Genomic DNA, 14,695 nt, shown 5'->3' on the forward strand with positions numbered 1-14,695 from the left:
CATTCTAACCTCTACTCAAAATTTTTAATAAACTGTCCACAATATTATATAATGCCTGTATAAGCTGTGCAAACATAACAGGTGTAGCTAGTTTAAATAATATTTTACTAATCTTTTCCTGTCCAAGAAATTCTGTTGTATCTGTTGCATTCATAATTTTTTCTCGTTGTAATTGTTCCAAATCAGCTCCATTTTAGACTTCTGAAAAAGGGTTGTCAACAAACTTATTTGCTCCTAAAACAAACTTAAAATTAATTTTAAATAAAAATGGATTAATTAAAGCCTCGTTTTTTCTTCACAAAAAACTCGCCTTTATAAATATGGCCTTGCCCTATACAAAAAAACAGAAACTCTTAAACTATCAGAGTCTCTGTTCTTTAGAATCTTTATTTCGTAATCATATTTAGTAGTCCTGTTGACTGCAGGAATAAAATAATCATAATTAATGGCATTATATATTTTATCATAACATTATATAATTTTTTACGTGAGAACTTTTCTCCATTTAACTCCATTTCCTCTGCAATCCATGACGGCTTCATTATCCAACCGATAAGTATCGCTGATAATAATGAAATAAATGGCATAAGGAAACTATTACTAATATAATCCATAATATCTAAAAGCTGTCCTGTGCTTCCATTTGGTAACTTAACTTCTACATAGAAAATGCTATATCCTAAAGCGATAACTGCTGTTGCAATTAAATAAATAACAGATAGAATTCCTGTAGTTTTCTTTCTGTCTACATGGAAAATTTCCATACAATTTGCAACGATTGATTCTAACACGGAAATACATGAAGTTAATGCCGCAAATCCTGCTAATACAAAGAAAATAAGTCCTACAATTCTTCCTGCAAATCCCATTCTATAAAATACATTTGGAAGTGATACAAACATAAGTCCCGGCCCTGCTGACATTCCATCAAGACCTGAGAAAACAAATACTGCAGGAATAATCATCATACCGGCTAAGAAAGCTACCGCCGTATCCATAATTTCAATCTGAGATACTGCTTTATTTAAATTAACATCTTTCTTAACATATGAACCATATGTAATCATAATACCCATTGATACACTTAATGAGAAGAATAACTGACTCATTGCATCTAATGAAATCTGTAAAAATTTATGTACGGTAATACCTGACATATCAGGTTTCAAATAAACCTTTAATCCCTGAAGACCTGTTCTAACTGTTCCATCATCTAAAGTTGTTTTTAAAGTTAATGAGAAAATTGCTATTCCGATTACTAAAATTAAAAGTACCGGCATAATGAATTTAGAAACTCTCTCAATACCTTTTTCAACTCCATTATAAACAATAATAACTGTTAAAAGAATAAAAATAATTCCAAACCATACTGAAGAAGACGATGAAATAAAGTTCGTAAAATAATTGTCCGCTACTGCATCTTTTCCTGAACCGAAAATATAAATAGTCATATACTTAAGAATCCATCCTCCGATTACAGCATAATAAGTCATAATTAATACCGGAACCAAAAATGTAATAACCCCTAAAAACTTCCACTTCTTTCTCATTGACTGATATGCATATATCGCACTCTTTCCTGTCTTACGACCAATTGCAATATCAGTTGTTAATAATGTAAAACCTACTGTCAATACAAGCACCAAATATATGATAAGGAAAAGTCCCCCACCATCTTTTGCCGCTAAATATGGGAATCTCCAAAGATTTCCTACACCTACAGCACTTCCTGCCGCAGCGAGTACAAATCCTATCTGCCCACTAAACCCGTTTTTTTGTTTCATAATTGTTACCTCATAAATTTTATTTTTACTTAATTAAATTAAGTTGCTGTATTTAAAGGTAACATATTTTTAAACATTTAACAACATATAACGTCTTCGATTTAATATATTATTTATTTTTCCAATATTCCGGTGTAACATCACGCTTTAAACTTTTCAACATTTCCCTATCACTTCGGATTGTTGCGCATGCTACAGTTGTAAGCATATCGCCCGTGATACTTGCCGATGCCCCTGATTCAAATGCTATCTCCCCATCGTTTGTAAGCAATGCTCTTCCGGCCGCTAAACGAATATTTGCTTCCGGATTAATATAACGAAAAAATGCTATTGTTCTTAATATTTCATTTTCTGTAAGCATTGGAAGATTCTCAAGTGGTGTTCCCTTTATTGGCATAAGCGCATTTATTGGAATTGAATCAATTTCAAGTTCAGCAAGACTAATCGCCATATCTAACCTGTCTTCCCATGTTTCTCCCATTCCGATAATTCCACCCGAACATGCACACATTCCTTCTGCCTTTACCTTTTTCAACGTTTCTATCTTCTGTTCATAAGTATGTGTTGTGCAAATATTAGGAAAATTACGTTTTGATGTTTCTATATTATGATGATAGCTTGTGACACCTGCCATATGAAGTCTATGTAACTGCTCCTCATTTAAAAATCCCATCGATGCACACAAATCAATTTTGCACTGTGACTTCATCGTCTCATATGCATGAATCGCTTTGTCAAATTCTTCTCCTGTCAAAGCTCTGCCGGCTGTTACAATCGAAAAACGATCTACTCCTTCTCTCTCATTCAGCTTACATGCTTCTAATATTTTTTCTGTTGGAAGAAAATCATACATTTCACAACTTGTATGATAATGTGCAGACTGTGCACAGTATTTGCAATCCTCAGGACATCTTCCACTTCTTCCATTAATTATTGAGCACAAATCCACTTTATCCCCTATAAAATATTCACGTATTGTATCTGCTCCCTTACAAAGTTCCTCTAAATCGCAATTTAAAAAGACAGACAAATCATCTTCTCTTGATATTCGTCTGCCTTTTATAATTTCCTGTGCCAAATCTAACATATTCATCTTTTAATCTCCTTTTTCATAATTCATTTTATTCAATATTACATTAAAGGAGTTTTGATTGTCAACTCAAAACTTTATTTAAGTTGACAGTCATTAAAATATGTTTTACACATTATTTAATGTAAAATACCCTATTTACTTTTCTCTTTGCAGCCTTTGGTGTTTCTCCATCTGCATAACCTAAGGCACAATGACCTATTCCAACATATTCTCCTGTAATATCTAATGATTTAAGAATGTTCTTTCCCCATTCCGTTTCGAATTCTTCCTTTGCACGGTGTATCCAACAACTTCCAATACCCAAATCATGTGCTGCTAACATAAGATTTCCCATTACAAGACTTCCATCATAAATTCCTGTTGGTCAATCCTTTCTAGCTAAAACAATTAGCATTGCAGGAGCTCCATAGAATGGGTCAAATCCTTCTTCCCATCCACCAATCTTTCTATTCATCTCAGCTATTTCATCTCTTAATTCCTTTTTTGTCACCTGAATAATTATTGTATTTTGAGTTCCTTTTCCACTTGCTGCATATAATCCTGCTTCGATAATCTGATCCAGAATTTCCTGTGGGACCATATCAGACTTATATTTACGAATACTTCTTCTTTCTTTCATTTCTTTTAATACTTCACTCATTTGTGTTCCTCCTTGTAAAAACATATGATTTTACTCTTTATTTGCATAACATTAACTCATTTTCATATGCAAAATATAATTTTCATTTTCTATTTTATTATAAAAAAGCAATTATTACGATATAAATTTTCATATATTTAATAAAATAGGATGCCATTTGCTATTAAACATATGACATCCTTAATATTATGAAAAATTTAGTTATCTATTTATGATTTTTTTATATTAATTCCCCCATATTTTTTTATTTTTTCAATCCAGTTTTCCACATCATCTGCCCGTGGTATTTTCACATTACTAAGATACATTCCAGACCCTATCTTTTTTGCCTTTGCAACTCCCATATTATGATATGGAATTATTTCAACTGAATGCACTCCTTTATTACTTAAATCAGCAATTGCCTTTAGATGATCTTCTGACAAATTCTGTCCTGGAATAATCGGACATCTTAAAATAACTTTCTTTTTCATTTTTGTCAAAAGTAAAAGATTGTTTAAAATCTCTTTGTTACTTACACCTGTTAAATATATATGCTTTTCTTCTCCAGTCGCCTTGTAATCAAATAAAAAACAATCTACATATTGTGCTATTTTTTCAAAATAATCTTTATTGGAAAAGCCACTAGTTTCTATGCATACATTTATTTTTCTTCTAAATAATTCTTTAGCAAGCTCATAAGTGAATTTAAACTGTGCCATTGGCTCACCACCACTAATTGTGACTCCACCACCAGACTCTGCATAATAATTTTTATCCTTTTCAACCTCTTTTATAACTTCTTCTATTTGAGCGTTGTATCCATAGCATCCCATAGCTTCATTTGTGCAAACTTCTATACACTTTCCACACATAGTACATTTTTCAAAATGTACTATATGTTTTCCTTTTTTTATTTCGTGTACATTATTTTCACACACACTTACACATTTGCCACATGAAATACATTTGCTCCATTCACAATATAATTGTGGTTTTATAGAATTAGATTCTGGATTATGACACCACAGGCATTTAAGTGGACATCCTTTTAAAAATACAACACTTCTTATTCCCGGTCCATCATTGACACAAAATTTTTGTATATCAAATACAACACCCATTGATATCACCTCGTTTTAATTTAAAGTTCTTGACATTATCTCCCGTTGAACATCTTTATCTAAGTTTATAAATTTTGCACTAAACCCACCAACTCTTACTAGCAAATTCGGATATTTTTCCGGATTAATATATGCATCCTCTAATTCACCCTTGCTTACAACCGAAATCATAATCTGGCCTCCACCATTTTTAAAGTATGTTCTTAGTAAAGCTTTTATTTTATCTTCATGATTTATAAACATATCTCTACTAAATTTCATATTTTGTACTGAGCCGGCATGTAAATCAGGTTTTAACTTAACTAAGCTATTTAACATTGCTGTAGGACCGTTCTTGTCAGCACCTCCCTGAGGATTATTTCCATTATTCATATATACAGTGCTTAATCTTCCATCAGCAGACGCACTTGTCATTCTACCCCACTCAGTATTTACCTGGTTATTGATTATTACGACATTATATGAATCAAATCCGTTAATTTCAGCTTGTTCACTAACTTTTTTACACACATATTCATGCAGTTCTACTGCAACATCATCCGCGTATGGATTATCATTTCCATATTTAGGTGCATTTAGCATATCTTTTCGCAAGTTTTCATAATTTTCAAAATTATTATTCATTGCATTCACAACTTCCTCTAATGAGTATTTTTTCTTATCATATACCCAATATTTAATGGATGTAAGCGAATCTGATGCATTAATATTTCCATAGGTTTCAAGTGTACCTCCTAAATACTGTGCTCCTCCATCTAAAGCAGCTTTTCCTCTTTCGATGCAATCATCCAGTAAAAGTGATGTAAATAAATATTTAACCTGAGAATTCATAAGCTTATATGATTCCATATGACTTTTTGCTCCTCGCTCAATATTATAATCTAACAATTTATAATACTGTTCCTGTAAATCAGCAAAACTTTTTAATTCACAAGGCTTCTTCATTTCAATTCCACCACTTTTATCTATATTATCCCATGGATCAATTCCACTATTTAATGCGATATTTAAAATTTTTAATACATTAATACATACATTTGGTGTTCCTACACTTTTCCCTGATATAACCAATTCACCACATCCAAATGGAACATATTTTTCCGCTGTTTTTTCATCAACTTTTAGTGCCTTCTGAACAGCCGGTATATTAACCTCATCGTTGTATAAAATCGGATATGTGCAACCTATAGCAATTGCTTTTAATGCAAGATTGTATACTTCTTTATTCATACCATCATATACCCTAAGAGTAAATTGAGGTTCTATATCCTTATTAGCCATTACTGCTTTAATAGCTAACTTGCAAAATAAATCACATGCCTCAACATTTTCTCTATCTTTTCCACCAACAATTACTCTTCCATTAACATTTGTTCTTCTTGCTTCTAATAATTTGAAAAATGATTTAATATATTCTATAGCTTCATCTTCTGTATAAAGTCCTTTATCTAAATCACTTTTTAAAAGTTCTCCCAAGTAAACATCCATTCTTCCATAATTAACTACCATTGAAAGCATCATATATATCCATGCTAACTCTATACCCTCAATCATAGTCTCAGGCTTGTCTACAAGTATATGTTCTAATGCATCAATTACTGTCTGCATTTCTTCCTTTCTTTTCTCTGTTTTTGCTTTTTCTTTTTCTATGTTGCATTCATTAATATAATGCTTAATACTATCTCTTAATAACTGCATACACTCTAAAAAACAATCATACAAATCAATTTTTTCCTCATCCTGTGTCTGGCTTTTCTGAAATCTGATTTCTTCTTCTATTCCTTTTATTCCTTTTTTAATAAGCTTTGGATAATCCAGATACATTCCACTTAGTCTTGCTGTTAAAATTGTTGGACATTTTGCGTCAACAAACTTTCCAAATTTATTTGGTTCTAATGCCTTGTCAAAAAACATACTTCTCGTGTCATGCTTATCCCAAAAATTTTCAAGTACATTTAAACGTTCCTTCAATCCTTCATCATCTGTACTGTCTCTTAAAGCTTTTAATTTAGGAAATGTACAATAATGTCCTACTCCACCTGTTGAAGTTACACAGCCAAAACCAATTGGCAAAATATCACTTCTTCCGACAACTAAGTCTTTGTCCTCTATTTTCCTAAACATTCTTGGAAATAATACCTTTAAGCATTCAATTTCTCTTCTTGCTACAGATACATCCGAATATTTTTTATAACATTCTGTATATTCTTCCATTATAGAAACCTGTTCTTCTATAGTTTTTTCACAAGGGATTTTTTTACTAATCTCGACTATTTCCTTTACGCTTTTATCGTTCATAATTGCCTCCTTGACTCCTAGGAATTATTGCTCTAAACATAACTAACTATTATATCTAGAGCAACAACATTTCATAATTACTATTTTGTTTTTCCCATTGTTATTTTTTTCAATATTATAAGCATAGCTGCTGTCACTAATGTTCCAGCTAATAATGCAATTAAGAATCCTCCTACATTTGTTATTACTCCTGGAATTAATAATAAGAATAATCCGCCGTGAGGTGCTGAAATTCCGGCACCAAGTGCTAATGAGGTAATTGCTCCTACTGCTCCTCCAATCATACAGGCTGGAAGTACTACTATTGGATTCTCAGCTGCAAATGGAATTGCACCTTCTGTTATATAACTAGCTCCTAAGAACAACGCTGAGATTCCTGCTTGTCTCTGTTCTTCTGTCCACATTTTTCTTGTCACTAATGTTGCTACTGCAATTCCAAGTGGTGGAACCATACCACAAATCATTGTTGCTGCCATTGGACCATATACACCTTCAGAAATTAATCCAATTGCGAATGCATATAAAATTTTTGAAAATGGTCCACCTAAGTCCCAATATAAAAGTCCACATACTAAGCCTAAAATTACGATACTTCCTCCATTAAGACTATTTAAGAAACTTGTTATTCCTGCATTCATTGCTGAAATTGGAGTTCCAACAACAAACAACATCACAAATCCAACAATTCCAACTGATAAAATCGGTACGATAAGAATGTCCTTGACACCTTGTATTGTCTTTGGTACTTTTATGTATTTATTTAAGAACAAAGTTACATATCCTGCTAAAAAGCCTGCTATAATGCCTCCGATAAACCCTGAACCTATTGTACTTGCCAGAAAGCCCCCAACTAAACCTGCTGCAAATCCTGCTTTATCTGCTATTGAATGAGCTATATAAGCCGACAATACAGGAACCATCAAACCTAAAGCTGCTACAGCACCTGTCTGATAAAAGCCCCATGCTATTGATCCTTCATCCTGAAATGCATATATACCAAATGCAAATGAAATCGCTGTTAAAATTCCGCCAGCTACTACAATTGGAAGCATATAGGAAATTCCCATCATTAAGTGTTTATATATGGATTTAATTCCTTTTTCTCCATTGCTTGAGTCAGCCTTCTTTTCTCCCTTAATAACTTCCGTTCCTACATCATTAATCGCATTATTAATAACCTCATTAGCTTTTTTAACTGCTTTACCAACGCTACATTTAAGTACCTTTCTTCCTACGAATCTACTCTCGTCAATATCACGGTCAACTGCAAGTATTATCGCATCTGCTTCATCAATTTCCTTCTGTGTTAAAACATTTTCTGCTCCTGATGTTCCCTGAGTTTCAACTTTCACATCATATCCCAATTCTTTTCCAGTTACTTCTAAATTTTCTGCCGCCATAAATGTATGTGCTATTCCTGTCGGACACGCCGTAACTGCTACTATCTTTTTAGCCATTTTTCTTTCCTCCTTTTATTAACGACTTGTTTTTGATATGCTCAATATACCACTATTTTTTGCCTAATTCAATATTTTTCACGCTCATTTATGCTCGTTTTCGCACATTTTCTTTCATATTGTTGCATCAAATGCTCATTTATGCTATATTGTCATTAATAAATATATTTTAGGAGGTAAGCTCTATGTATGACGACGAGAGAAAAATGTCTATATTAAATACCATTCAAGCAAGGGGAAGTGTAAACGTAGCAAATCTTGCAAAAAAATATTCTGTTTCCGAATCCACTATAAGAAGAGATTTATCTTCTCTTGAGAAATCTGGTTTTGTTAAAAGAACTCATGGAGGAGCTATTCCTATAGAATCCTCCCTAACTGAATATGACTATAATGCAAAAAAAACTTTGCACTCCAAAGAAAAAGAAATAATTGCGAAGAAAGTTGCAAACATGATTAAGAACAATTCAACTATATTTCTAGGAACATCTACTGCTACAAATATACTATCTTGTTATTTAACCGCAAAAGGACTCACAATAGTTACTAATTCTCTTGATGTTGCAAATATAATTTCCAAGCGAAGTGATTACAATCTTATAATTTTAGGTGGTAATTATATAAATACCGCCCGAACTATTGAAGGTATGACTTCTATTAATCAAATTCAACAAATGCATTTTAATCAGGCATTTCTAGGTGCAAATGGTATAGATGTTAATTTTGGTATATCTACCACAAGCGATTTAGAAGCCAGAAGTAAATTTGCAGTTTCTCAAAATAGTAGTGAAGTCTACTATTTATGTGATGCGAGTAAATTTGACAGAATATCTCAATATAAGGTTTCTAATTTGTCGGAAATAACTGCTATCGTAACTGATCCATCAATTTCCACTGATATTAAAGAGAAATATGATAAACATTGCAATATTATAATTTAATATCCATTTTGCTATTTTATAAATCATCATATATATTTTTATCTGGCGATTTTATAATGTAACACACATATCAATGTAAAAAATAAAAATGACCACAAATCTTTTATTAGGTTTGTAGTCATTTTTCTTAATACTGATACTTTATCCATACCGCATCACTATCAAATTTCTTTACATCAATTAGTTTCAACCTTGTAACATCCTGTTCCATCGCTAGTCCATCAAACACAGCAGACATACCACCTCTGCCGTCAATTTCTGCTCCTATCAACAGACTTATTTCATTTAAAAGTCCTGCTTCTAAAAATGCAGTATTAATCTTTGGGCCTCCAACAACTCCTATACGTTCTACATCAAACTCTTCTGCAAGAATTTCTGTTGCACGTACTAGGTTAACACTCTCTTTTCCACATGCAATCCAAGAAATATTCTGTCCATCCAAATAGTTCAGATACTCTTTGGATACTTTTTCACTGGTTACGATCAGATATGGCTTTATCATACCAGACGCCTCCATCCATAGAAGTTCTCATTTGTATCAATAATAACTTCGTAGCCTGTGACATCTGCTTTCTTGGAAAAGCCCTCTTTTTCATAGCTTTCTGTATTTTTTTGCATGGAATTCGCCCAGATCTGCCATTTCAAGCTCTGCTGTTACTCGTCCACTGACTGTAGTTGGCACATTAATTTCATCCAATGTCGTGTAATAATCATCAACTTCCGGCAGCTTCGATGTCATGGCACAGTCGATTCTTCCACCAATGGAAATCATCATGTGGCAGATAATATATGGTTTCTTCTAATTACATTTTTCCACCATATACAGGGAATCCGCTACTTTCACCATAATTTTCAATCTTCTTAAAATTCTTAAGTACTTCCATATCCTCTTCACTGATAGTAAAGTCAACCTCTGCATTAGACTTCATATGCTCCGGATTTTCTGTTTTTGGAAGAGATATTGTTCCAAGTTGTAATGTATATCTGATGCAAAGCTGTGGAACTGATACTCCATATTTATCAGCTATTGCTTTGATTTCCGGCTGACTAAGAATCTCTCCATGTGCTATTGGAGAATATGCTTCTACAGCAATGTCATTCTTCTGACAGTAGTCTATAAGTTCAAGTGGGGTGTTGCTGATATGGCAAAGAATCTGATTAACCATTGGTTTTACTTTTGCTGTTTCCATAAGGCTCTCAATATCTTCAATCTGGAAATTAGAAACACCGATTGCCTTTAACTTTCCTTCATTATAAGCTTCCTCTAGTGCTCTCCATGCCTGGCGATTGCCTTCTTTATATCTGTTATCACTCTGATTTACTTCTACCCATGGCTGTGGGCTGTGAATTATCATCATATCGAGATAATCTAGTCCCATCTTTTTTAATGTCTCATCGATTCCTGCCTTCGCTTCTTCGTAAGTTTTGTGCTCAGCAGCCACCTTTGAAACTACAAATAGTTCCTCTCTTGGAACGCCACAAGTACGAATTCCCTCACCGACACCTCGCTCATTTCCATATGCCTGTGCTGTATCAAAATGTCTATATCCAAGTTTTGCTGCATCTTTTACTGCGTCCGCTGCTTTTGAATCATCAATAAACCATGTTCCAAGTCCTAACTGTGGTATTTTAACACCATTATTTAAAGTTAAATTTTTGTTATACATTATAAAATCTCCTTTCACATTTACGTGTATTTATAATTGTATATTATCACCTGAACCCAACTTTAGGTCAAGTATTTTTCACCAATATTCTTTCTTTATTTTATACCATGTAACATATAATTATTAATAAACTTTTTAATTAAAAAGAGCCTGCACTCATAAGAATACAGACTCTTTGCTTTATTTATTTTTTCATTTTAATTTTTCGCTTAGACCATTTACCATAATAAGTTATTCCATTTACAACCTTATATGCTCTTACTCTAATATAGTACTTTTTGTTAGCTTTAAGTTTTTTAATTGTAAATTTAGCTTTCTTATATTTTTTAGTCTTTGCTTTCTTAAATTTCTTTGATTTTGATATCTTTATCTGATATCCATTTACACCTTTTGCAGCTCTAAGTTTGATTTTTGCTTTTTTAGCGCTTCTCTTCTTAATTGCTTTTTTAATTTTTACTTTAGGTACTTTTACATTACCTACTGAAGAGTTTGTTGTTACATTGCCATTATCTTTTTTCACCGCATTTGTAGTTGTTGTGCCTTCATTTTTTCCGTTTCCGGTTGTTGTAACCTGCTGTGGCTCTGTTGTTACAAAATTTGTTATTTCATCATTCTTAGTTGTAGCCTCAGATACCTTAGTTGTTGTTTCTGGTGCCTTTGTTGTTGTCTCTGCCACCTTTGTTGTTGTTTCTGATACCTTTGTTGTTGTCTCTGCCACCTTAGTTGTTGTTTCAGGTGTCTTTGTTGTTGTCTCAGATACCTTTGTTGTTGTCTCTGCCACCTTAGTTGTTGTTTCAGGTGTCTTTGTTGTTGTTTCAGGTGCCTTTGTTGTTGTTTCAGGTGCCTTTGTTGTTGTCTCTGCTACCTTAGTTGTTGTTTCAGGTGTCTTTGTTGTTTCTTCAGGTGCCTTTGTTGTTGTCTCTGCCACCTTAGTTGTTGTTTCAGGTGTCTTTGTTGTTTCTTCAGGTGCCTTTGTTGTTGTCTCTGCCACCTTAGTTGTTGTTTCAGGTGTCTTTGTTGTTTCTTCTCCTGAAAGACTATCAAGGAATCTACCATTGCTCTGTGCAAATGAGTTTTTATTCTGTGATGAATCCCAGTTAATTGACCATGTCATGATTCCTCTTAATCCCGGATGTGCATTGTTTAATTCTGTAAATGCACTCTGTAATGTTTCATTTGAAACCTGTCCACTTCCTGCAGCACTTGCTGATGAAGGTACACCTATTACTACCTGATCAGGTCTAAGTGGTGCAAAATACTTTTCTGCAGTCTGTGACTTTGTATAATAGTTATTTACATAGAAACCGTTTAATAACATGTTGCACATTGCAACAATTCCTTCTTTTGTTCCCATGTTGTATGACTGATTATCTGTTGCAATCATTGGTGATGAATTGTAAAGCTGTACATGTACATATGTTGTTTCATTTCTAAGTGCATTTATCATTGGAAGATATACACCTGCTCTTGCATCACAGTACTGATTTATTCCACCGTAGAACTGATATCCTAACTGTACGTAGAATGTTTCAGGTGCCCATGAAAGAATGAAATCTTCTCCATAGCTGTTTACAATTGTTCTTATTGCATTTATCATGTTAACAATCTTTGGTGATGTTGGATTGTTAATGTCTATATCTTTTCCACTTTCAAACTGAACTGATGACTGTTCAAGGTCAATGTCGATTCCATCAAATCCATATTCATCTACAATTGATTTAATATCACTTACAAACTGGTTAACTGCACTCTGTGATGTCAATGAGAAATATCCCTCATATCCACCTATTGAAAGTACAATCTTTTTACCTTGTGCCTGTAATGCTTTCACATCATTTTTGAAATCTGCCTTTGTGTAGTCTGCTGTAAGTCCTGAAATATCAAATTTCATTTTTCCGTCTGTACTTCCTGCACTTACAGGTTCTGCAAATGATATATTTATTACATCCCAGTTTTTATCTACATCTCTTAACTTAATGAAAGGATTTCCTGAATTATCCCATGTATGGTAATAGCCAATTAAAAGTCTTGATGCCAAATCACTTGTTGCTGTGCCCGGTTTAGTTGTTTCTGCAACTTTTGTTGTTTCAGATGTTTCTAATCCTTCTATTGTTACCTCTATTGTCTGTCCTTCTGTTTCATATCCATTTAAATTGGCTGTAACCTTTATAATATGTTTGCCATTTGTTGTAAATGTATATGATGTTGCTGTTGCTAAAGCAAATGTTTCAACATATTTTCCATCAGCATATACTCTATATGTCTGTCCACTTTCCATCTGCTCATTTGTCTGACCCCAAACAAATGATACTGTTCCGCCATCCTGACTCTGCTTTGCTAAGCCAATTACTTCTGTTGGCCTTGCCTCTGTCTGAGAAGATGAAGTTGTTTCTGCTTTTGTTGTAGCTTCTGTCTTTGTTGTTTCTTCTTTTTTTGTTGTAACTTCTGTTTTAGTTGTAGATGTTTCTTTTGTTGGCTGTTCATGTTTTTCCAATGAATCCATAAGTGAATCCATTGATTTAGCCCATGCATAATCATTTGTAGCATCCCAGTTAATTGACCAAGTCATTACACCTCTAAATGTTGGGTAAGCTTTCGGTGCTGTAAAACTTCCTGATGATGTTCCATTTACAAGTGATGTTACTGCTGTAGAAATAACATCTGTTGACACATATCCACTTGAAGCTGCTTTCGGTGTTGACGGCAATCCTAATGCTACCTGATCAGCTCTTAAACCATTTTCCAATAATAATGTTGCAAGTGATGTCAGAAAATCTGCATTTCCAACCTGTGCATTAAATCCGTTATAACCATTCATTCCACCTGTATTGTAGAACTGTGGATAACAAATTGTAAGAATATCTCTAATCTTATATGCTAATCTGTAATATGCAGATGTTACTGCTGTTCCGTTTGGATTTGTATCCTGAAAATATAATGTTTCAGGTGCCATAGTGATAATAAATTCATCTCCAAAATGAGACTGCACTTTTCTAAGTGCCTCAGCTATGTAATCAGTTCCTGATACCGCACTTCCTTCAAAGTCAATATCTACACCTTCAAATCCATATTCTTCTATCATTGAAATAAGGCTTGTTGCAAACTGATTTGCTGATTCTTCATTTGTTATATAAGTTGTTCCTTCTGCTCCACCTACTGAAATAATTACATGCTGACCTTTAGCCTTAGCATCTTTTATGTCCTGAATAAACTGAGCCTTTGTATATCCTCCTAATGCAGTAGATAAATCTTTGTCAAGTTCAAATGTAACCTTTCCGGCTGTTGTTGATGAATTTGCAAAAGCCACACAAATCATATCGTAGTATAATGGAACATCTGAAAGTTTAAGTGCAGTTGATCCATTGAGAAAGTTATGCCAATATCCTGTTACCATATGCTCAGGCAATTTAGAATTAACTGTATAATTATTCTGAGTTGTTTCTTCTGTTCCTGATGCGTTTGTTGTTTCTTCTATTCCCGCAACTAAGTCAGTTCTTTCTTTCCATAAAGTTACTGCTACTGTAGGAGACCATCCGGAATTGGAATTGTGTTCATATGTACATTCATACACTTTATCCTGATATTGAACCAAATCACCTATTTTATAGTGAACGTTATCCGGTGACCACACAGGATATACACCTGTCGCTGTTTTCTTAGTTGTTGTCTCAGGTGCCTTTGTTGTTTCCGGTTTCTTAGTTGTTGTTTCCGAAGC

The 14,695-nt window shown here is 33.6% G+C and carries 13 protein-coding genes; 1 reads left to right on the plus strand and 12 read right to left on the minus strand.

The genetic code is table 11. The features are described 5' to 3' along the window. Positions 1-4: 4 nt before the first annotated feature. The 8 genes from DWX29_RS12680 to DWX29_RS08190 form a co-directional block, all read right to left on the minus strand. Complete coding sequence (locus tag DWX29_RS12680) at positions 5-154, minus strand: hypothetical protein (RefSeq protein ID WP_158574521.1); 150 nt, start codon at positions 152-154, stop codon at positions 5-7. Positions 155-386: 232 nt separating this feature from the next. Further along, entirely contained in the window at positions 387-1,784 is a 1,398-nt protein-coding gene (locus DWX29_RS08165) for a sodium-dependent transporter (protein ID WP_118565589.1), read from the minus strand. A 109-nt stretch (positions 1,785-1,893) separates the two neighbouring features. Beyond that, the gene (gene bioB, locus DWX29_RS08170; protein WP_346432183.1) at positions 1,894-2,871 is read right to left on the minus strand and encodes a biotin synthase BioB; all 978 of its coding nucleotides are present in this window, start codon (positions 2,869-2,871) and stop codon (positions 1,894-1,896) included. A gap of 118 nt (positions 2,872-2,989) precedes the next feature. Further along, positions 2,990-3,211, minus strand: coding sequence for a nitroreductase family protein (locus DWX29_RS13130; RefSeq protein ID WP_347497663.1), 222 nt, complete (start codon positions 3,209-3,211; stop codon positions 2,990-2,992). A 30-nt stretch (positions 3,212-3,241) separates the two neighbouring features. After that, positions 3,242-3,517, minus strand: coding sequence for a nitroreductase family protein (locus DWX29_RS13135; RefSeq protein ID WP_347497664.1), 276 nt, complete (start codon positions 3,515-3,517; stop codon positions 3,242-3,244). A 209-nt stretch (positions 3,518-3,726) separates the two neighbouring features. Next, positions 3,727-4,620, minus strand: a complete 894-nt coding sequence (locus DWX29_RS08180) for a glycyl-radical enzyme activating protein (protein WP_118565591.1) — start codon at positions 4,618-4,620, stop codon at positions 3,727-3,729. Between the two features lie 15 nt (positions 4,621-4,635). Continuing rightward, positions 4,636-6,918, minus strand: a complete 2,283-nt coding sequence (locus DWX29_RS08185; RefSeq protein ID WP_118565592.1) for a pyruvate formate lyase family protein — start codon at positions 6,916-6,918, stop codon at positions 4,636-4,638. An 80-nt stretch (positions 6,919-6,998) separates the two neighbouring features. Beyond that, positions 6,999-8,375 carry a fructose-specific PTS transporter subunit EIIC gene (locus DWX29_RS08190; protein ID WP_118565593.1) on the minus strand — a complete coding sequence of 459 codons (1,377 nt, stop codon included), beginning with the start codon at positions 8,373-8,375 and terminating at the stop codon, positions 6,999-7,001. A gap of 185 nt (positions 8,376-8,560) precedes the next feature. On the opposite strand from DWX29_RS08190, the gene DWX29_RS08195 reads away from it, so the two are divergent. Further along, positions 8,561-9,313, plus strand: a complete 753-nt coding sequence (locus DWX29_RS08195; RefSeq protein ID WP_118565594.1) for a DeoR/GlpR family DNA-binding transcription regulator — start codon at positions 8,561-8,563, stop codon at positions 9,311-9,313. 127 nt (positions 9,314-9,440) lie between these two features. Here DWX29_RS08195 and DWX29_RS12805 read toward each other — a convergent pair whose 3' ends face one another. From DWX29_RS12805 to DWX29_RS08210, 4 genes are all read right to left on the minus strand, one after another. Then, entirely contained in the window at positions 9,441-9,815 is a 375-nt protein-coding gene (locus DWX29_RS12805; RefSeq protein WP_199663684.1) for a dihydrofolate reductase family protein, read from the minus strand. A 90-nt stretch (positions 9,816-9,905) separates the two neighbouring features. After that, complete coding sequence (locus DWX29_RS12810; protein WP_199663685.1) at positions 9,906-10,088, minus strand: hypothetical protein; 183 nt, start codon at positions 10,086-10,088, stop codon at positions 9,906-9,908. Positions 10,089-10,116: 28 nt separating this feature from the next. Continuing rightward, positions 10,117-10,980 carry an aldo/keto reductase gene (locus DWX29_RS08205; protein WP_118565595.1) on the minus strand — a complete coding sequence of 288 codons (864 nt, stop codon included), beginning with the start codon at positions 10,978-10,980 and terminating at the stop codon, positions 10,117-10,119. Positions 10,981-11,164: 184 nt separating this feature from the next. After that, positions 11,165-14,695, minus strand: a 3,531-nt coding sequence (locus tag DWX29_RS08210; RefSeq protein WP_118565596.1) for a glycosyl hydrolase family 18 protein, incomplete at its 5' end; no start/stop codon positions are given.

It is taken from the genome of Eubacterium sp. AF19-12LB (assembly GCF_003479125.1).
Classification (GTDB): domain Bacteria; phylum Bacillota; class Clostridia; order Lachnospirales; family Lachnospiraceae; genus Eubacterium_U; species Eubacterium_U album.

Bases quoted from the DNA above. Each gene is read 5' to 3' on its own strand.
- bioB (WP_346432183.1), bottom strand. From the start codon at position 2,871: ATGTTAGATTTGGCACAGGAAATTATAAAAGGCAGACGAATATCAAGA.
- DWX29_RS13130 (WP_347497663.1), bottom strand. From the start codon at position 3,211: ATGGGAAATCTTATGTTAGCAGCACATGATTTGGGTATTGGAAGTTGT.
- DWX29_RS08195 (WP_118565594.1), top strand. From the start codon at position 8,561: ATGTATGACGACGAGAGAAAAATGTCTATATTAAATACCATTCAAGCA.
- DWX29_RS08165 (WP_118565589.1), bottom strand. From the start codon at position 1,784: ATGAAACAAAAAAACGGGTTTAGTGGGCAGATAGGATTTGTACTCGCT.
- DWX29_RS12805 (WP_199663684.1), bottom strand. From the start codon at position 9,815: ATGATAAAGCCATATCTGATCGTAACCAGTGAAAAAGTATCCAAAGAG.
- DWX29_RS08185 (WP_118565592.1), bottom strand. From the start codon at position 6,918: ATGAACGATAAAAGCGTAAAGGAAATAGTCGAGATTAGTAAAAAAATC.
- DWX29_RS08190 (WP_118565593.1), bottom strand. From the start codon at position 8,375: ATGGCTAAAAAGATAGTAGCAGTTACGGCGTGTCCGACAGGAATAGCA.
- DWX29_RS13135 (WP_347497664.1), bottom strand. From the start codon at position 3,517: ATGAGTGAAGTATTAAAAGAAATGAAAGAAAGAAGAAGTATTCGTAAA.
- DWX29_RS08180 (WP_118565591.1), bottom strand. From the start codon at position 4,620: ATGGGTGTTGTATTTGATATACAAAAATTTTGTGTCAATGATGGACCG.
- DWX29_RS12810 (WP_199663685.1), bottom strand. From the start codon at position 10,088: ATGATGATTTCCATTGGTGGAAGAATCGACTGTGCCATGACATCGAAG.
- DWX29_RS12680 (WP_158574521.1), bottom strand. From the start codon at position 154: ATGAATGCAACAGATACAACAGAATTTCTTGGACAGGAAAAGATTAGT.
- DWX29_RS08205 (WP_118565595.1), bottom strand. From the start codon at position 10,980: ATGTATAACAAAAATTTAACTTTAAATAATGGTGTTAAAATACCACAG.